The organism is Kitasatospora sp. NPDC022785, from assembly GCF_055561295.1.
In genome coordinates, this window is record NZ_JBVHHB010000001.1 from 105,541 (window position 1) to 124,151 (window position 18,611).

Annotated in this window: 16 protein-coding genes and 1 riboswitch; of the genes, 4 read left to right on the plus strand and 12 right to left on the minus strand. The window is 75.4% G+C overall.

Annotated features, from left to right (window positions below):
- Positions 1-98: 98 nt before the first annotated feature.
- The 3 genes from ACZ3YO_RS00470 to ACZ3YO_RS00480 form a co-directional block, all read right to left on the minus strand.
- Complete coding sequence (locus ACZ3YO_RS00470) at positions 99-788, minus strand: SCO2322 family protein (protein WP_465562942.1); 690 nt, start codon at positions 786-788, stop codon at positions 99-101.
- A gap of 137 nt (positions 789-925) precedes the next feature.
- Positions 926-2,197 (minus strand): prenyltransferase/squalene oxidase repeat-containing protein, encoded by a 1,272-nt coding sequence (locus ACZ3YO_RS00475; RefSeq protein ID WP_465562945.1) that lies wholly within the window; start codon positions 2,195-2,197, stop codon positions 926-928.
- 88 nt (positions 2,198-2,285) lie between these two features.
- Positions 2,286-2,406, minus strand: a riboswitch (cobalamin riboswitch).
- A 161-nt stretch (positions 2,407-2,567) separates the two neighbouring features.
- Positions 2,568-3,230 (minus strand): TetR family transcriptional regulator, encoded by a 663-nt coding sequence (locus ACZ3YO_RS00480; protein WP_465545436.1) that lies wholly within the window; start codon positions 3,228-3,230, stop codon positions 2,568-2,570.
- 291 nt (positions 3,231-3,521) lie between these two features.
- On the opposite strand from ACZ3YO_RS00480, the gene ACZ3YO_RS00485 reads away from it, so the two are divergent.
- From ACZ3YO_RS00485 to ACZ3YO_RS00495, 3 genes are all read left to right on the plus strand, one after another.
- Complete coding sequence (locus ACZ3YO_RS00485) at positions 3,522-4,832, plus strand: glycosyltransferase family 4 protein (RefSeq protein ID WP_465562949.1); 1,311 nt, start codon at positions 3,522-3,524, stop codon at positions 4,830-4,832.
- Positions 4,833-4,929: 97 nt separating this feature from the next.
- Positions 4,930-5,679 (plus strand): class I SAM-dependent methyltransferase, encoded by a 750-nt coding sequence (locus tag ACZ3YO_RS00490; protein WP_465562952.1) that lies wholly within the window; start codon positions 4,930-4,932, stop codon positions 5,677-5,679.
- On the plus strand, positions 5,676-6,758 hold the full coding sequence (locus tag ACZ3YO_RS00495; RefSeq protein WP_465562954.1) for a prenyltransferase/squalene oxidase repeat-containing protein: 1,083 nt from the start codon (positions 5,676-5,678) through the stop codon (positions 6,756-6,758). The genes ACZ3YO_RS00490 and ACZ3YO_RS00495 overlap by 4 nt, the downstream gene beginning before the upstream one ends.
- A gap of 152 nt (positions 6,759-6,910) precedes the next feature.
- Here ACZ3YO_RS00495 and ACZ3YO_RS00500 read toward each other — a convergent pair whose 3' ends face one another.
- From ACZ3YO_RS00500 to ACZ3YO_RS00520, 5 genes are all read right to left on the minus strand, one after another.
- Positions 6,911-7,822 (minus strand): hypothetical protein, encoded by a 912-nt coding sequence (locus ACZ3YO_RS00500; protein WP_465562956.1) that lies wholly within the window; start codon positions 7,820-7,822, stop codon positions 6,911-6,913.
- 211 nt (positions 7,823-8,033) lie between these two features.
- Entirely contained in the window at positions 8,034-9,056 is a 1,023-nt protein-coding gene (locus ACZ3YO_RS00505) for an N-acetylmuramoyl-L-alanine amidase (protein WP_465562959.1), read from the minus strand.
- A 7-nt stretch (positions 9,057-9,063) separates the two neighbouring features.
- Positions 9,064-10,359: a hypothetical protein gene (locus ACZ3YO_RS00510; RefSeq protein WP_465562962.1), complete on the minus strand. Its 1,296-nt coding sequence runs from the start codon at positions 10,357-10,359 to the stop codon at positions 9,064-9,066.
- Between the two features lie 194 nt (positions 10,360-10,553).
- The gene (locus tag ACZ3YO_RS00515; RefSeq protein ID WP_465562965.1) at positions 10,554-11,207 is read right to left on the minus strand and encodes a class I SAM-dependent methyltransferase; all 654 of its coding nucleotides are present in this window, start codon (positions 11,205-11,207) and stop codon (positions 10,554-10,556) included.
- A gap of 159 nt (positions 11,208-11,366) precedes the next feature.
- Complete coding sequence (locus ACZ3YO_RS00520) at positions 11,367-12,758, minus strand: M48 family metalloprotease (protein WP_465562967.1); 1,392 nt, start codon at positions 12,756-12,758, stop codon at positions 11,367-11,369.
- A 190-nt stretch (positions 12,759-12,948) separates the two neighbouring features.
- On the opposite strand from ACZ3YO_RS00520, the gene ACZ3YO_RS00525 reads away from it, so the two are divergent.
- Positions 12,949-14,037, plus strand: coding sequence for an alcohol dehydrogenase catalytic domain-containing protein (locus ACZ3YO_RS00525; RefSeq protein WP_465562969.1), 1,089 nt, complete (start codon positions 12,949-12,951; stop codon positions 14,035-14,037).
- Positions 14,038-14,108: 71 nt separating this feature from the next.
- Here the strand turns inward: ACZ3YO_RS00525 and ACZ3YO_RS00530 are convergent, their stop codons facing one another.
- From ACZ3YO_RS00530 to ACZ3YO_RS00545, 4 genes are all read right to left on the minus strand, one after another.
- Entirely contained in the window at positions 14,109-14,273 is a 165-nt protein-coding gene (locus ACZ3YO_RS00530) for a hypothetical protein (protein ID WP_396319523.1), read from the minus strand.
- Positions 14,274-14,433: 160 nt separating this feature from the next.
- Complete coding sequence (locus ACZ3YO_RS00535) at positions 14,434-16,257, minus strand: ATP-binding cassette domain-containing protein (protein WP_465562973.1); 1,824 nt, start codon at positions 16,255-16,257, stop codon at positions 14,434-14,436.
- Positions 16,258-16,433: 176 nt separating this feature from the next.
- Entirely contained in the window at positions 16,434-18,128 is a 1,695-nt protein-coding gene (locus tag ACZ3YO_RS00540; protein ID WP_465562975.1) for an ATP-binding cassette domain-containing protein, read from the minus strand.
- A gap of 251 nt (positions 18,129-18,379) precedes the next feature.
- Complete coding sequence (locus ACZ3YO_RS00545) at positions 18,380-18,523, minus strand: VenA family class IV lanthipeptide (protein WP_153882823.1); 144 nt, start codon at positions 18,521-18,523, stop codon at positions 18,380-18,382.
- Positions 18,524-18,611: the final 88 nt, after the last annotated feature.

Consider the following 18,611-nt stretch of genomic DNA (forward strand, 5'->3'; position numbering starts at 1 on the left):
GCGGTCATTTTCTGTAGACCGGTCGTCATAAGTAGACCGGTCGATATAGATAGGCCGGTCGGTATATGTGGACCGGTCGACATATTCGGGCGCCCGCTTCAGCGGCGGCGACGCGCTTGCCAGACGGCGCCCGCGGCCAGGACGGCGATGAGCGCGGCGCCGGCGATCATGCCGGGGTTCGGGCCGCCGGTGCCGGGCGAGTCGTCGTTGCGCGCGGCGCCAGTAATGGCGTCGGCGGAGGAACGGTCGGAGGGCTGATCGGAGGGCCGGCCTGCTGCGCCGAGCTGGTCGGCACAGCCTGCCTTCGGGTGGCCGGCGATGGCGCAGAGCAGCCCGCTGGTGTCGTACCGCAGCGGCGGGGCGACGGTGGCCAGCACCTCGGCCGAGCTGGCGTTGCCGGGTACGACGGCGCAGGCGGTACGGGGCCCCGGCGGGGTCTCGCCGCCGGCGTCGGCGGCGGTGCCGAAGTCCAGGACGACGCCAACGCGTTTCCGCCCCTGCTGCGCGGGCGTGCCGCCGCAGACGGTGGCGAAGTCCGGGGCGGTGCCGGGGCGGGCGGCGTCCCGGCCGCCGTCGGGGCTGACGGCGAAGCGCCATCCGTCCACGCCACCGTCCGGCGGCACGTACACGGAGGGCCCCTGCTGCTGGTAGGCCCACCCGCCGTCGGACCACTTCCAGAACGACCAGTACCGGTACCCGGCGGCCTGCGCCGGCGCGGCCGCGAGCACCAGCAGGATCAGCACCCCGGCCACCACCCCGGCGACGAACCGGACGAGAGCGGGCGCCACCCGTCGGCAGTGGCCGGGAGCAGCGGGTGCCGCGGTGGATCCTGCCGGAGCAGCTGCTGCTGGGGCGGCGGCTGCCGGGGGGCCCGGTGCCGCGGCTGCTGCTGCCGGGCTCACCGGTGCCGGCGTGGTCGGGCTGGTCACGGCTTCGGGCCGCGCTTGCGCTGAATGCTCAGGACCACGCCGCCGCCGATGCCGATGAGCAGGCCGATGCCGATCGGCCACCACTGGCTGATGCTGCCGTCCTTCTTCCCCTTCGCCGGCGCGGAGGCCGTGGCGGAGGCGGTCGCCTTGGGCACCGGGCCGAGGGCGGTCAGCTGGGCGACGAGGTCGCCGCCGAACGAGGCCGGGTCGCGCTGGGCGGCCTGGGCGACGAGCAGCAGGGTGGCGGTGGCGGAGGCGTCGGTGCCGCCCTTGGTCCAGGTGGTGCCCTCCTTGGCCAGCCAGTCCACCGCGCCGGCGGCCTGCTGCGGGTGGCCGCCCTGGATCAGGCCGAGCGCGGCCCAGGCGGTGGCGGTGTAGTCGGGGGTCGGGGCGGCGCCGGGGGTGGTGAGGGTGAGGTGCTGCCCGCCGGCGGCGAGCTGAGCGGTGAGGTAGGCGCCCGCGGCCTCGCCGGAGTCGGCGCGCGGCACGGCCGTCGGCGCCGAGCCGGCCGCGCCGGTGGAGCCGTCCGCGCAGGTGAGCGCCTTGGGCGCGGCGTCGGTCCGGTTGGTGTTGGTGACCGGCAGCTTCCCGCCGACGGCGGCCAGCGAGGCCTGGCCGGTGGCGAGGGCGTTCGGTTCGAGCGCACCGTCCGGCTTGGGCTGGTAGGCGAAGGCGCCGCGCTGGTCGGCGGGGGCGGCGCAGCCGAGCTGGAAGAGCGCCAGCCCGTCGAAGGCGCTCTTGCCGGCCTTGGCGACGCCGGCCGGGTCCACCTTGGCGGCGAGCAGGGCGTTGACGGCGAGGCCGGTGGAGTCGGCGTCGCCGGGGCTGCCGGGGTTGTAGGCCCAGCTGCCGTCCGCGTTCTGGTTGGCCTTGAGCCACTGGACGCCCTTGTCGACGGCGTCCTGGTGCCCGCCGAGTGCGACCAGCGCCTGGACGGCGACGGCGGTCGCGTTGCTGTCCCCGGTCGCGGCGGCGCAGGCGGCCGTGGTGTCCGCACGGAAGGACTGCCAGCCGCCGTCCGCGCACTGCTGGCCGGTGAGCCAGGAGACGGCGGAGTCGGCGGGCGTCACCTTGGCGCCCGCCAGTGCGGTGAGGGCGAGCGACTGCCGCCACACCCCGTCGAACGTCGGGTCGCCCTTGCCGTACAGGCCCTCGGGGACGGCCGCGGCGCTGGGTGAGGGGCTGTCGGCGAGGGCCGGCACGGCGGCGGCGCCGGTGAGCAGCGTGGCGGTCAGGGCGGCGGCGCCCAGGCGGGCGGCGGTGAGCATGGTGGAGGTGAGCCTTTCGGTGAGCGGTGGTGGCCCGGGTGGGCCGATCCGTAGACCTCGACGGGTGCCGGGCGCGGGTGTGCCCGGTGTGGCCGCTCGCCCCTCCCCGGGCATTCCGACTCGCCCGGCCGTCCAGCGCCGGGCTCACGGTTGCGGGGTCAGTGCCGGATTCGCACCGGCTTTCCCCGGAGGAGAAGCGGGATGGAATTGTCCTGCGGCTCGACTCTAGCGGCCGCGCGGGGGCTGCCGAACCGGCCCGGGCGAGAACAGGTTCCACTTGGGCGGCGGGCACCGCCACCGATCGGGGCGAGCACCGGCGAACGGCCGCACGGCAGCGGTGAGCCGGCGGCCGGCAGGCGGCCGACCGGCGTCACGGCAGGGTGAGCAGCCGGGCGGCGGTGTGCAGGTCGGCGCGGACCTCGGCGATCGAGGAGCGGCCGGAGAGCCAGGACACCAGCGCCGAGTGCCAGGTGTGCTCGATCACCCGGACGGCGGCACGCTGGCTCTCGGTGGGCGGACCGGACTGGCCGATCGCGTCCAGGATCAGCTGTCCGGTGGCGGTGCTCACGAGGTCCACCTCGGTGCTGACCGAGCGGTCCGCGAAGGAGAGCGCCCGGACCATCGCCTCCGCCAGCAGTGGTTCGCGCTGGAGCGCGTGGAACGCGCGGGTGAGTGTCTCGGCGACCCGCGGGGCCGGTTCGAGCTCGGCCGGAGGGTGCCGCCGGACGTGCTCCTGGAGGCTCTGCAACTGCTCCAGCATGACCGCGACCAGCAGATGTACCTTCGACGGGAAGTACCGGTACAGGGTGCCGAGCGCGACCTGCCCGCCCTCCGCGACCTCCCGCATCTGCACCGCGTCGTACCCGCCGCGGGCCGCCAGCGCGGTCGCGGAGCGCAGGATCCGCCGCCGCCGTTCGGCCTGCCGGGCGGTCAGCGGCGGGCCGTCGGGGTGCGGTGCGGGGGTCGGTGCGGAGCGCGGCGCGGGGTGCGCCGCGGCGGGCGGCGCAGGGTGTGGTGCGGCGGGCGACGGCAAGGGTGCTCCCGGTGCGCGAGAGTGGCGGGGTGCTCCTGAAGTGCCGGAGCATGTCCGGAACGGTTCCGGAGCAGGTCCGTCCGGCCGGTCCGGCGGAGCTGGTCCGGCAGGTCGGGCGGGTGATCCGGCGTGGCGTGAATCACCAGCCCTGGCTCCTGACGAGAAGCTACGGGCCGGTATCTTCGAGGTCTCTCATTGTTCACATGGTCAGTGGCGAACTCCACCTCACACTGAAACCTGATCTACTTTACCGACCGGCAGCACACCTAGTAGCAGAGATGGGGGCCGAGGATGACCGCGCGACCGCTGCGGATTGCCCTCCTGTCGTACCGCGGCGACCCGTTCTGCGGCGGCCAGGGCGTCTACGTACGGCACCTCTCCCGTGAACTGGCCAGGCTGGGCCACCACGTGGACGTGATCGGCGCCCAGCCGTACCCCGTACTGGACGAGGTCGAGGGCCCCGGCTCGGTCCGGCTGGTCGAGCTGCCCAGCCTGGACCTCTACCGCGCCGACGACCCCTTCCGCACACCGGACCTCGCCGAGTACCGCGGCCCGGTGGACGTGCTGGAGGTCGCCACGATGCACACCGGCGGCTTCCCCGAGCCGCTGACCTTCTCGCTGCGCGCCCGTCGGTACCTTGCCCTGCACAAGGGCCGCTACGACGTCGTGCACGACAACCAGACCCTCGGTTACGGCCTGCTCGGCCTCGGGCGGCACGGGTTCCCGCTGGTCACCACGATCCATCACCCGATCACCGTGGACCGGCAGCTGGAGCTGGACGCGGCCCCCACCAGACTCCGGCGGCTGTCGCTGCGCCGCTGGTACGCCTTCACCCGGATGCAGCGCCGGGTGGCCGCCCGGCTGGAGCACATCATCACCGTCTCCGGCAGCTCGAAGCGGGAGATCGTCGAGCACCTGGGCGCCGCGCCCGGCGCGGTCTCGGTGGTGCCGATCGGCGCCGACACCCGGCTCTGGTCGCCGTCGGAGACGGTGCGGCGGATGCCCGGCCGGATCGTCACCACCTCCAGCGCGGACGTCCCGCTCAAGGGGCTGGTGTACCTGGTGGAGGCGCTGGCCAAGGTCCGCACCGAGCGGGACGCGCACCTGGTCGTGGTCGGCAAGCCGCAGAAGGAGCAGGGGCCGGTCACCGAGGCGGTGCGCCGCTTCGGCCTGGAACGGCACATCGAGTTCCGCAGCGGCCTGACGGACCAGGAGCTGGTCGACCTCTACCGCTCGGCCGAGGTGGCCTGCGTGCCGTCGCTGTACGAGGGCTTCTCGCTGCCCGCCGCCGAGGCGATGGCCACCGGTACGCCGCTGGTCGCCACCACCGGAGGGGCGATCCCCGAGGTGGCCGGGCCGGACGGCGAGACCTGCCTGGCCGTCCCGCCGGGCAACGCGGACGCGCTGGCGGCGGCGCTCGGCCGACTGCTGGACGATCCGGAGCTGCGCGAGGCGCTCGGCGAGGCCGGGCGCGAGCGGGTGCTCGAACGGTTCACCTGGCAGCGGGCCGCCGAACTGACCGCCGAGGGCTACCGGGCAGCGATCGCCACCGGGGTCGGGCAGCGCGCCCGCTCCGGTCCGGGCTGGCGGTACGTGGCCTGACGGCCGCCACGTCACCCTCTCTTCAAGTCATTCTGTCCCCCGCCCGGTCTGACGTGGCGTCGGAAGCGTTTGGTACCAAAGGAATGGGAGCCCCGCAGTGCTGACCGTTGATTTCTCGCGCTTCCCGCTCGCCCCCGGCGACCGGGTGCTCGACCTGGGCTGCGGCGGGGGGCGGCACGCGTTCGAGTGCTACCGGCGCGGGGCCAACGTGATCGCCCTCGACCAGAACACCGAGGAGATCGCCGAGGTCACGAAGTGGTTCGCGGCCATGGAGCAGGCCGGTGAGGCGCCCGAGGGCGCGTCGGCCGTCGCCATGGAGGGCAACGCGCTGGCCCTGCCGTTCGAGGACGAGTACTTCGACAAGATCATCATCTCCGAGGTGATGGAGCACATCCCGGACGACAAGGGCGTGCTCAACGAGATGTTCCGCGTCCTCAAGCCCGGCGGCCTGCTCGCCGTCACGGTGCCGCGCTGGCTGCCCGAGAAGATCTGCTGGGCGCTCTCCGACGAGTACCACGAGGTCGAGGGCGGCCACATCCGCATCTACCGCGGCGACGAACTCCTCGGCAAGCTCAAGGACGCCGGCCTGGAGCCGTACGGCACCCACCACGCCCACGCGCTGCACTCGCCGTACTGGTGGATCAAGTGCGCGGTCGGCGTGGACAACGACAAGGCGCTGCCGGTCAAGGCCTACCACCAGCTGCTGGTCTGGGACATCGTCGGCACCCCGGTGATCAGCACCCTCACCAAGGCCGCCGAGAAGGCGCTCAACCCGGTCATCGGCAAGAGCTTCGTCGCCTACGCCTCCAAGCCCAACCGCGCCGAGACCGCCAGGGCCGGCGAGTGACCGCCGCCGTCCCCGAGGTGCTGCTGCTGGACGGGGTGCTCGACGCCGAGCAGGCCGCCCGCACCGTCCGCAGCATCCTCGCCGAGCAGCAGAGCGACGGCGCCATACCCTGGTTCACCGGCCACCACCTCGACCCGTGGGACCACACCGAGGCCGCGATGGCCCTGGACACCGCCGGCGAGCACGCCGCCGCCGAGGCCGCCTACCGCTGGCTGGCCGCCAACCAGAACCCCGACGGCTCCTGGTACGCGGCCTACAGCTACGGGCAGGGCGGCGGCACGGACGGCCAGGTCTCCAACTCCGCCAAGGAGACCAACTTCTGCGCGTACGTCGCGGTCGGCGTCTGGCACCACCACCTCAGCACCGGTGACGACCCGTTCCTGGACTGGATCTGGCCCGTCGTCAGGCGCGCCCTGGACTTCATCGTCGGCCTGCGGCTGCCCGACGGGCCGATCTCCTGGCGGGTCGACGAGAACGGCTCGGCGCCCGACGAGGCGCTGCTCACCGGCTCGTCCTCCATCCTGCACGCGCTCCGCTGCGGCCTGGCCATCGCCGACTACCTGGAGGAGCCGCAGCCCGACTGGGAGCTGGCGGCCGGCCGGCTGCGGCACGCCATCGCCCACCACCCCGAGCGGTTCCTCGACAAGGACCGCTACTCGATGGACTGGTACTACCCCGTGCTCGGCACCGCGCTGCGCGGCCCGGCCGCACTGGAGCGGATCGAACGGGACTGGGACCGCTTCGTCGTGCCCGGCCTCGGTGTGCGCTGCGTCAGTGACCGGCCCTGGGTGACCGGCGGTGAGAGCGCCGAACTGGCCCTCGCGCTCTGGGCGGTCGGCGAGTCCGACCGCGCGGTGGACATCCTGCGCTGGATCCAGAAGCACCTGCGGCACACCGACGGCTCGTACTGGACCGGCTACGTCTTCGAGGACGACGCCATCTGGCCGGAGGAGCGCACCACCTGGACGGCGGGCGCGCTGCTGCTGGCCGTCGCCGCGCTCGGCGGCGACCCGGCCACGGTCGCGGTCTTCGGCGGCGACCAGCTGCCCGCCGGACTGGTGGTGCAGGACTGCTGCTGAGGCGGCCCCGCGAGGCACTGGGCCGCCGAGGACTCGGCGTCCCAGTGCCTCGGCGTCTGAGCGGCTCAGGGCTCGACGGCTCGGCGCCGCAACGCTGAAGGGGCGGGACCGGATTCCTCCGGTCCCGCCCCTTCGATGTTGCCGCTCGGGCGTCAGCCGCGCTGGATGCCCGAGGTGTCGGCCAGCACGCCCTGGGTGCCGTCCTGGAGCTGGGCGACCAGCGCGGCGCCGCGCTGCTCGACCGCCAGGTACCACGTGCCCGGGACCAGCTCGCCGACCGGGCCACCGGCCGGGTTGTCCTTCGCGGCCAGCTGACGCGGCGCCGGGACGGCGAACCAGAACGGCGCGAAGTCGGCGGCCGGGGCCGCCGGGGCGGGCTGCGCCTGGGCGGCCGGAGGCTGCTGGGCAGCGGCCTGCTGGGCGGCACCGTCCTGCGGCTGGCCGGCCTGCGGGGCCGGGTAGCCGTAACCGCCGGGCTGACCACCGAAGGCCGGCGGCTGCGCCTGGAGCGGGTCCTGACCGGGGGCCGGGTAGCCGTACTGGCCGGGCTGGCCGGGCTGACCGGCGTGCGGGGCCGGGTAGCCACCCGGGTAGCCCTGCGGGGCGGCCGGCTTGTCGGTCACCAGCGGCGCCTTCAGCGCGGGCACCAGCGGGGCGGCCGCGGCGGCACCGGCGAGCACGATCAGGGAGATGACGGCGAGCCAGGCGCCGAAGCCGTGGTCCAGGCCCTTCGGGCCGCCGCCCAGGGACCAGATCGAGGTCCAGAGCGCGGCGACGGCGAAGGCGATGCCCCACTGGTCCAGCCGCAGGCCGAGCACCTGGCGGTCGGCGGCCGCGGCACCCTGGAAACGCTGCACCAGGATCAGCACGGCGGCGAGGATGCCGAGCAGGAAGACGGAGGGCAGGACGGGGAACAGGACGCTGTCCCAGGCGTTCTGCGACGTGTCACCGCAGTACCTGCCACTGCAGTCCACGGTCCAGTACGGCAGGAAGGAGGCGATGAAGAGCAGGACGGCCGCACCTGCGACGGCGGCGTCTCCCCTGGTGAGAGCGCGCAGATTCACTAACGTTCCCCTCGTTGGTGTGTCGTGGACGGCGGTTTTTGCGCGGTCGGCTTGACCGGCCCGGAAAACTCCGAACGGACCAGAAGCCTAGGGCCAACCGCCTCGCGGGTGCACAGCGGGCTCGGGAATGGGGCGAAGTCGTTGCAAACTGTGCGGGTCCGACTCCTGCCGTCCACCTGGTGGTCGAGCCGGCCCTCTCGGCCGCGGACGCCTACCGGGTGGTCAGAAACGTCGTCAGCGCGTCGGCGATCCCCTGCGCCGCCTGCTGGCGCCACTGAGGGTCCGTCATCCGCCTGGCGTCGGTCGAGTTGCGCATGTTACCGCACTCGATGAACACCTTGGGCACCGTCGAGAGGTTAAGCCCGCCGAGGTCGGAGCGGGTGTCCAGCCCCTGACTCGCCGTGTAGTCGGCGTACGGCTCGCCGGTCGCCGCGTGGAAGCCGTCGCGCAGCAGCAGGCCGAGCCGGTGCGAGGGCGCGACGATCGCGGAGTTGTCCGCCTTCCCCGCGACCACCTTGGCGGGCATGATCACGTGGAACCCGCTGCCGCCGGCCGGACCGCCGTCGCCGTGCACCGAGACCGCCGCGTCGGCGTGCGCCTCGGCGCCCGCGCGGGCGCGCTCGTCGATGCACGGGCCCCAGGGCCGGTCGCCGTCCTGGACCAGCACCACCGTGGCGCCGCGGGCGGTCAGGATCGCGCGGGCCCGGCGGGACACGTCCAGGGTGTACTCGGCCTCGGTGTAGCCGGCGTTGGTGGAGGTGCCGGTGGTGTCGCACTCCTTGCGGGCGTTGCCGATGTCGACCAGGCGGTTGATCTCGGTGGTGTGGGCGAAGTTGCCGGGGTTGTGGCCGGGGTCGAGCAGTACGGTCCGGCCGGCGAGGGCGGTGGACACGGGAGCGGACGCGGTGGTGGGCGTGGTCCCGGGAGAGGCCGACGGTGAGCCCGTCGGTTCCCCTCCGGCGGGGGTGGCCGGGGCGCTCTCGGCGGTCGTCGGAGTGGGCGGCTCCGGAGTGGACGGCTCCGGAGAGGTGGACGGCGCCGGCGGAGCGGCCGCCCCGGCCGTGTGGGCCGACGGTGCGGCACCGTCCGCCCGGCCGTGGTCGGCGACGGCCTGCCAGCCCAGCCAGCCGGCCAGACAGAGCGGCACCACTGCGCCGGCCACCGTGGTGGTGCGCAACAGGCGGGAACGGCGGGGCGGTTCGTCGTGCGTACTGCCGTCGGTGGTGCGGGTCACGGGTGGTTCAGATCCTGTCCTGGGTGCGCGCGGTCAGGCCGTACAAGTCCGCGATGGTCTTCCACTTCGTCACGAAGTCCTTCTTCGCCTGGGTGGCCTGCGGGTTGAGCTCGTCCGCGTGCTTCTTGTCGGCGGTGTTCGGCGCCGAACCGGAGCATCCCTGCGTGGACACCGTGCGCGCCCAGCTCGCGTACGCGCGGTCGATGTCGGCGGACAGCTGCCAGGCCGACTTCAGCGACGCCACCGCGTCCGCACCGCCGGGCAGGTCGGTGACGGCCAGGGCGGCGAGCTTGGTGAGCAGCTGGTCGCGCTGCTTGGCGCCGGTGTCGAAGACCTGCGCCGCGCTGTCGATGTCGGCCTTGGACGGGCAGCTGGACACCTTGGCGACCGCGCTGCCGATCGGCGCCTTTGCGCTCTCGCCCTGGGTCAGCAGTTCGTCCAGCGTCTTGGCCTGGGCCTGCGCGTTGGGGCCGGCCGCGCCGGCCGTGGGGCTCGCGGACGCGGTGTCGGAGGCGGTCGGACTCGGCGCGTCGGCCGAACCGCTGGGCACCGGGGCGGGCTGCGGGTTGCCGGAGGCCGCCGCGTCCGTGGGTGCGCCGGTGGGGGACGGGGCGGGGGCGGCCTTGTCGGCCGAGTCGCCGGTGCCCTTCACCGCCCAGAGGATGCCGCCGCCGATCGCCAGCACCAGGAGGAGGGCGAAGGTGATCAGCAGCGGCGCACGCTTGCTGCCGGGGCGGTCCTCGTCGTCCAGGTCGTCGTAGCCGGTGGCGTAGTCGGCGGGGTAGCCGGGGGCGTAGTCGGTGCGCTGGTCGGGCTGCCCGTACGGCTGCTGCTGGGGGTACTGCTGGGGCGGGTACGGCTGCTGGGAGTCCGGCCGCTGCGGGTACGGGGGCTGCGGCGGGGCCGCCGGGTAGCCGTAGCCGTCGGGGCGGGCCGGGCCCTGGTGCTGCGGGGTCGCGTGGCCCGGGAAGCCGCCGGCGGGCGGGGCCGAGGGCGGTGCGGCCGGCGGCGGGCCCGCCGGCTGCGGGGCTGCCGCCGGGAAGGCGGGCGCGGTCGGGGCGTCGTAGCCGGGGGTCGCCGACAGGTACGGGCGCGCGCCCAGCGGCGGGCCCTGGTCGCCGACGGCACCCGGCCCGGGCGGCTGAGGCGCCCCGGCGGGCGGAGCGGCCGCGGGCGGGGGCGTGGCGGGGTTCTGGGCGGTGCCGGGGGCAGGCTGCTGCTGCGGGCCGCGGACCCAGCCGCCGGCGCCGCCGCGCGCGGTGGGGTCCCAGACCGCCGGAGCGGTGTTCTGCTGGTCCGTCATTGCGCTCTAGCCCCCACCGTCTGCCCGGATGCTCTGCCTGGTGCTGTGCCGTTTTGTCGCTGTGCGTCGCCCGCGGCATCCGTCGGCGCCGCGCGGACACCGTACCGTTCGAACCCCCGCCCGACAGCCCCGGCACGACGTTAGAGCATCCGTGATCGCCCTGGGGCGGGTCCGCTGATCTCGGCGCGGACGGATCAGGCGGCGGTCCGGCGCAGCACCCGCAGCGAACCGGTCACCGAGATCTCCTCGAACCCCTCGGCGAGCGCCCGCAGGTACACCCGGTACGGGGCCTGGCCGCCGTCCGCCGGATCGGGGAAGACGTCGTGCACCACCAGCAGGCCCTCGGGTGCCAGATGCGGCGCCCAGCCCTCGTAGTCGCCGGTGGCGTGCTCGTCGGTGTGGCCGCCGTCGATGAAGACCAGGCCGAGCCGCCCGCCCCAGAGCGCGGCGATCTGCGGCGAACGGCCGACCAGCGCCACCACGTGCTCCTCCAGCCCGGCCGCGTGCAGCGTGCGGCGAAAGCGCGGGAGCGTGTCCATCCGGCCGACCTCCGGGTCCACCAGCGTCGGGTCGTGGTACTCCCAGCCGGGCTGCTGCTCCTCGGACCCACGGTGGTGGTCGACGGTCAGCGCCACCGTCCCCGCCTCCCTGGCCGCCGCCGCCAGCAGGATCGCCGAGCGCCCGCAGTACGTGCCGATCTCCAGCACCGGCAGCCCCGTCCGCCGCGCGGCCGTCACCGCCGCCGCGTACAGCGCCAGCCCCTCGTCCACCGGCATGAACCCGGTCGCACCCTCGAAGGCCGCCAGCACCTCGGCCCCGGGTCGCGTGTTCTCCAGGAGGTCGGACATGGCAGCTCCTTGCCGGGGGTGGTCGGTACTCCGTACTCGCCGTCGGACCCTACTCGACGGTACGCCCCACCGTCCCCCCACCCCGACCTGCGCCGGAGCCGGAAGCGGGGCGGCCCGGCCGGCTTTCCGTGTCCGGTCCGCCCGGTCCGCCCGGTCAGCTCAGGGGGCGAGGAGGGAGCGGGCGATGCGGAGGCGGTGGGGGGCGAGTTCGGTGGCGATGGCGGCGGACTCGGCGGGGGAGGCGGTGACGGCGGCGGGGAGGGGCGGGCGCTGGGCGAGGAGGGCGAGGCGGAGGTGGGTCGGGGGGTGGGTGGAGTCCACGGCGGCCCGGTCCCGGGCGGAGCGGCGGAGCAGGCGCTCGCGTTCGAGCGGCGGGACGCCCGCGAGGTGGTCGCGGAGCTGGTCCCAGAGGGTGTCGGCCTTCGAGGCCTGTGGGGCCTTCGAGGCCTGTGAGGCCTCTGAGGCCGGCCGGGCGTCGGCCGCGCCACGGCGGGTCGTCCGGGGGCGGCTCTGGTGGCCGGCGCGCACGCGGGAGACCAGCGTGCCGGCGGCCCCGTCGAGCAGCAGTGCTTCCAGCATCCCGCGGGCGGCCTCGGTGGACGCGGCCTGCGCGGCGAGCGTGTCCGCGTGGTACTCGGCCTGGTGGCCGGCCCGGGCGGTGAGCCGGTCGAGGAGGAGCAGGGTCCGCAGCAGCAGCCAGGCGAGGGAGTACAGCACCGCGTTGCTGATGAGGTCGGCGACGTGGAACAGGAGCCGGAATCCCGCCCACTGCGCGCGCCTGCGCGGCCGGGCGAGGTCGTACCAGTGCGCGAGCGCGCCGATCGCGGCGTTGAGCCAGAGGCCGCGCCGGTGGTCGCCGTTGACCTGGTGGGCGAGTTCGTGGCCGAGCAGGGCGATCCGCTGTTGTCCGTCGAGCGCCTCCCAGAGCGGCAGGCCCAGGGTGAGCACCGAGTGCCGGCGCAGCCCGACCACGGCGAGGCCGGCGTTGAACGAGCCGTCGACGCGGATCACCCCGACCGGCCGTGCTCCGAGTTCGGCCGCGACCCGGTCCGCCAGGCCGTAGAGGGCGGGCGCCTGGCTCCGGGTCAGCACGGTCTCGCCGCGCGGCACCCGGCCGATCCGCGGGCGCAGGAGGACGACGACCGCGAGGGCGGCCGCACCCAGGCACCGGAGCGGGGTGCTCCCGGTGACGAGCAGCCAGAGTGCCCAGCCGAAGAGTGCGGTGGTGACGAGGTGGACGAGCGACGCGACGGCCGCCGCTGCGAGCCAGTCGCGTCGTCCGGCGGAGGTGGTGCGGCCTGCGGCGAGGTCCTGGTAGAGCTGCTCGGTCCGGGCGGCCACCGCCCGCTCGTGCGGGGTGGCAGGGGCGGTCGGAGCGGTCGCGGCGTCGTGCTCCGGTACGAGGTTCCATTCGCAGCCGGGGCACCAGACGGCGAAGCGCGGGTCGGCGTCCAGGGGCGCGGCGCACTGGGGGCAGGTGTGGGGCGTGGCGCCGGGGGGAGCGTCGGCAGGCGGGGTGGCAGGGGCGGCCGGAGCGGCGGGTGAGGACACGGCGGATGATCATGCCACTGGTGGTCCGTGTCCGGCACCTGTCGTCCGCTGCCCGGCACCCGTCGTCCGCTGCCCGGGGGCCGCCGGCGCTGCCCGGGGGCCGCTGAGTGGAACGTGTTCTACTCCGGGCGGGCGTACCGTGCCAGAATCGGCCCGACCACCGATCCGAGGGGAACCCGGGAGCAGCCCCATGCGCGCAGCCATCCTGCACAAGACCGGCCAGGACACGCTCGACGTCCGCGACGACGTGGTGGCGGTCGGCTTCGGCCCCGGCAAGGTGAGAGTCCGCCTGCGGGCGGCGAGCCTCTGCCACTCCGACCTCTCGGCGATGAGCGGTGTCCTGCCGCAGCCCGCGCCGTTCGTCCCCGGCCACGAGGGCGCCGGTGACGTGGTGGAGGTCGGCGAGGGCGTGACCGGCATCGAGGCCGGCGACCGGGTGGTGCTCTGCTGGATGGCGCCCTGCGGCCGCTGCGCCCACTGCGAGCGCGGGCGCGGACACCTCTGTGTCTCCAGCCTGCGCCGGCTCGGCGCCCCGGGGTTCCGGTTCGACGAGGACGGCGTCCCGGTCGAGGCCTCCGGCTTCTACGGCACCGGCTCGTTCGCGGAGGAGGTGGTGGTCGAGCGTGACGCCGTGATCAAGGTCCCGGCCGACCTGCCGTACGAGCTTGCCGCCCTGATCGGCTGCGGTGTGACCGCCGGCATCGGTGCCGCCGTCCACACCGCGCAGGTCGAGCCGGGCGCCTCCGTCGCGGTGATCGGCGCCGGCGGGGTGGGCGTCGCGGCCGTGCAGGGGGCCCGGGTCTGTGGCGCGGGCCGGATCGTCGTGGTCGACCCGGTCACCTCGCGGCGGGAGCGGGCGCTGGCGTTCGGTGCCACCGACGCGTTCGCCCCCGAGGAGCTGAAGGCCGTCGCGAAGGGCATGCCGGGCGGCGGGTTCGACTACGTCTTCGAGGCGGTCGGCCGCGCGGCCACCGTCCGGGCCGGGTACGACGCGGCGCGGCGCGGGGGAGCGGTGGTGGTGATCGGTGCCGGGGCGCAGGACGACCTCGCGCAGTTCACCATGGGCGAGCTGTTCTTCAACGAGAAGCGGCTGCTGCCGTCGCTGTACGGCGGGGCGTCCGTGCCGCGCACCATCGCGCTGGTGGTGGACCTCTGGCGGTCCGGGCGGATCGACCTCGAGGGGATGATCACGCACCGGGTCGGGCTGGCGGACGTCAACGAGGCCATCGCGCAGATGCGGGGCGGCGAGGCGCTGCGGACGGTCGTCACGCTGGCCTGATAGCCGTCGCCGGACGTGACAGGGCCCGCCGGTGCACCCGGCGGGCCCTGTCACGTACTGCGGGAGCGGGCTCAGCCCTGGTCGGCTCCGGTGCCGAGCCGGTGCCGCCCGTGCGGGTCGGCCTCCGGGCGGTCGTCGGCGGCGGAACGGCCGCGGTGGCGGCCGTGCGACGCGGTGTCCTCGGCCGTGGTCCCGTTGGCCGCGGGTCCGGTGGTGTCGGTGAGGGTGTCGGACATCAGAATCGTCTTCCGTGCGAGGGGGCAGGTGCTTCGGCGCCAGGCGGGCGCCGCGGGCGCGTCGGGCGCGTGACCGGCATGATCGGGCGCAGCAGCCGCGCCAGAGCCGGTGATCACGGCCCGTGCCCCGGCCACCATAACGGCCGGAACGGGCGAGATCCTATCGAGATCCTGATGGGTGGTCCGCGAACGGCACGGCTCCGCGCGGCCCGTCCGAACCCAACCAGTGGCCCACCAGCCGGCGGTACAGCGGCGACAGCACCTGGAGATCGCCGTGCCGTGCGAGCACGCCGCGGCCGCCGTCCAGCAGCAGGACGCGGTCGGCCCGGAGTGCCGAACCGATCCGGTGCGCCACCACGACGAGCACCCCGGGCCGGGCCGCGAAGGCCCGCTCGACCCGGTCCTCGGCGGCGGCGTCCAGGTGGCAGGTGGCCTCGTCCAGCACCACGACGGGGGCGGGGGAGAGGTACGTCCTCACCAGCGCCAGGAGTTGGCGTTCGCCGGCCGAGAGCGTGCCCGGATCGGCGAGCACGGCGTCGGGGCCGCCTAGCCGGGCGACGAGCGCGTCGGCGCCCAGGAGGGTTGTGGCGTGCGAGAGTCGGGAGTCGTCGGGGTGGGCCCTGGCGGGGTGGGCCTCGGCGGGCGCGTCGGGCCAGCAGAGATTGGCGCGGACCGTACCGGGGAACACGTACGCCTCCTGCGGGAGCAGCGCCACCAGGCGGGCGCGCCCGGCGTCGGGGAGCAGGTGCGGGCGGACTCCGTCCACGGTGACCTCGCCGTCGAGCGGCACCAGCAGGCCGGCGAGCAGCGCGGCGAGGGTGGACTTCCCCGTTCCGCTCGGGCCGACGACGGCCAGGTGCTCGCCGGGGGCCGTCGTCAGGTCGAGGCCGGCGAAGACCGGTTCGGCGGCCGGGCCGTGGGCGTAGCGGAGGGCGGTGAGGCGGAGGGTGGGGGGTTCCGGCTCGGGGCCGTGGCCCGGACCAGGGTCGCGATCCGGCTCGGGTCCGGGTTCCGGCTCGGGTACGGTCTCCGGCTCCGGTTCGTCGGAGGTGGTGGCGAGGCGGTCGAGGACGACGGCCAGGCTCAGCAGCCAGCCGCCGACCGTACCGGCCAAGGTCCTGACCGCGGGGTCGAGTTGCTGGAGCAGATAGGTGGCCACGCCGAGCAGTTCGCCGGGCGTGAGGCCGCCGCCGCCGAGCAGCCAGGGCGCCGCCGCGACCACCGCCAGCACGGGCAGCCGGCCGCCGAGCGCGACCACCAGCGAACGGGCCGCGGCGGCCCGGCCGAGCGCGCGGGAGGCGGCGGCGCTGTCCCCGGCGCCGGCGGCGAGTGCCTCGGCCGTGCGCTGCCGGGCGCCGGTGGCCTGAATGTCGCGCAACCCGTGGAAGGCGCGGCCGGCCTCGGCGGCGAGGCGCTCCTCGGCAAGCACGACGGCGCGGCGCCGGTCCACCAACGGGCGCAGCAGCCGGGCGAACAGCAGGCCGGCGGCGAACAGGGGGACGAGGACGAGCGGCAGGGCGGCGGGCGCGAGCAGGGTCAGACCGACCAGGGCCGCGGCCAGGGTCACCCCGGCACCGCGCAGCGTCCGCAGCAGGGTGGCGGTCAACTGCCGCGCGGATTCGACCTGTTCGGTGAGCCGGGCGACCTCGGCCGGATCGGCGTACGGCCGGGCGAGCGCGCTCAGGACGACGCGTTCCACCAGAGCGTCCCGCAGCGGTTCGACCACGGCCGCGAGGTGCGGGAACCCGGCCCGCGCCGCGTACGCGCGGGCGGCGGTCACCGCCCCGAAACCGGCCAGCCAGGCCACCCCGACCGCCGGCCGCCCGGCCAGGAACCCCTGGTCCACGGCGGCCGACACCATCAGCCCCGACACCAGCGCCGGCAGAGCCTCGAGCCCGGACCATCCGAGCAGCCGCCACAACGCCCCCCTCGTGCTCGCGAGTTGCCGCCCGAGCAGCACCCAGCCGGGCGAGCGGTGCTGCACGAGAACTCGGCGGGGCCGACTTCTGGTGTGAGCCGGGGGCGCCCCCACCGGCCCGGTGGGGGCGGGGCCCGCGCAGGCACCCTCGGGGTCGGAGAACGGCTCGGGGAGCCGCGCAGGAAGTCGACCGGGCCGACTTCCTGCGCGCGGCACGCCGCCGACGGCGCTGTGCCGGCCCATCAGGCGGTGGCCGTTTCGAGGGCGGTGGCCGCTTCGAGGGCGGTGGCCGCTTCGAGGGCGGTGCCGGAGAGGGTGGCGCGATAGTCGGGGTCGCCGAGGAGATCGGTGTGCGGGGCGAGGGCGCGGAGCCGGCCGGCGTCGAGCCAGGCGACCAGGTCGGCGCGGGCGGCCGCCGCCTCGCGGTGGGCGACCACCAGCCGGGTGCGTCCGTGAGTGGCCTGCTCCAGGGCCTCGGTGACCTGGTACTCGGTGGCGAGGTCGAGCCCCGAGGTGGCGTCGTCCAGCACCACCACCCGCACGGGGCGGGCCAGCAGCCTTGCCAGCCCCAGTCGTTGCAGCTCGCCGCCGGAGAGCCGGAGCTCGTCCAGCGGAGTGTCCCAGCCGGCGGGCAGACGGCGTAGGAAGCCGTCCGCGCGAGCGGCGGCCGCGGCCTCGGGGCCGGCGCCGTCCAGCGCCTCGCGGACGGTCCGGCCGGTCAGCGCGGGGCGCTCGAAGGCGTAGCCGACGGCGCGGCGCAGTTCGGGGGCGGTCAACTCGTCGACGGGGACGCCGTCGACGAGCACCCGGCCCTCGTCGGGGTCGCGCAGCCGGCCGGGCAGAGCGGCCAGCAGGGACTTGCCGCAGCCGGATCGGCCGACCAGGGCGACGGTGTGCCCGCCCGGCACGGTGAGGTCGAGCGGCCCGAGCAGCACACGGTCGCCGTCGCGTACCACCACACCGCGGAAGGCGAGTTCGCCCGCGCCGCCCTCCGGCAGGACGGCCGTGCCGCCGACGGCCGGTGCGAGCTCCAGCAGTTCGTTCACCCGGGCCTGCCCGGCCCGTGCGTGCGCCACCCCGACCAGCGCCTCGACCTGCTCGAAGAGCCCCGCCCCGAGCGCCGCCCAGCCGGCTGCCGCCGCGAGCGCGCCGGGCGCCAGCGTGCCCGCCGCCACCAGGGCGCCGGCGGTGGCCAGCACCGCGACCTCGACCACGGCGATCAGCAGCGTCGCCTGCCACGCCGTCCGCCGCTGGGCGGCCCAGAGCGCGTGCCCGGCCTCCGAGAGAGCGGGGAGCGGCTCCAGCACGCGCGCCGCCTCGCGCCGCCTCGCACCGGCCGCGTGGATGCTGCGCAGCCCGGTGAGCGCGCCGGCGAGCCGGCCGGCGAGGTCGGCCTGGACCTCCTGGTAGCGGAGGAAGACCTGCCCGGCCTCCCGCAGGAAGAGCCGGATCAGCACCACCCCGGGCACCACGCCGCCGAAGAAGGCGAGCGCCAGCCAGGGCGAGAGCACCCCGAGGCCGACGATCGCGCCGAGCGAGGTGAGCAGCGCGGTGGTCGCGCCGAGCACGGCCGGAAGCCGGCCGCCCGCGTCGGCGGCGGAGCCGACCAATCGCGCGGTCAGGTCGCCGGGCGGCGGCCCGCCGTGCCGGAGCCGGCCGCCGGGGCCGAGGTCGAGCAGGTGGCGCACCAGCCGGCCGCGCAGGGCGGCGGTGGCCTCGGCCGCGCAGGCGGGACCGGCCGCGGCGGCGAGCGCGTTGACGGCGGCGGCCGTGCCGAGGACGAGGGTCAGCAGCCCGAACGCGGAGCCGCCGGCGTCCCGGTCGAGCGCGGCGTCGACCGCGCCGGCGAGTGCCGGGGGCAGGGCGAGCGTGGTGGCGGCCTCGGCGGGCAGGGCGACGGCCAGCGCGAGGGTCCAGCAGGTGGGGCGGCGGGGCATGGGCGGGCTCCCGTCGGGGTGGGTCGTGGGTCGGCAAAGGGGCGGGGCGAGTAAGGAAGGAAGGAGCGGGGACGGCGAGGGGGAAGGAGGCGGGCGCAAGGGAAACGAGGGGGAAGAAGGCGCAAGGGGGCGCGGGAAAGGAAGGGAGCGAAGCGAAGGGCGGAACGGGACGGCGCCGCTCCCGCCTGTCCGGACAGGCGGGAGCGGCGCCCGTGGGTCACCGCATCAGCGGGTGACCGACCGCCGTACGACTAGCTGATCGTGAAGATCAGGCAGGTCAGGATGAGACAGGTGTACTGGCAGCCGCCGCCGTGGCCGGTCAGCTCGACGGACTCGGTCTCGGGCAGCTCCTGCAGGGCCGCGAGGTCGGTCTCGAAGTCCACCATGTTCTCCATGATCGGGTTCCTCCCCTGTGTTTCCGCCCGCCGCGATCTGCGGTACGGGCGTCGGGTGTTGCTCCCGCGGCGGCCTCCATCCACCACC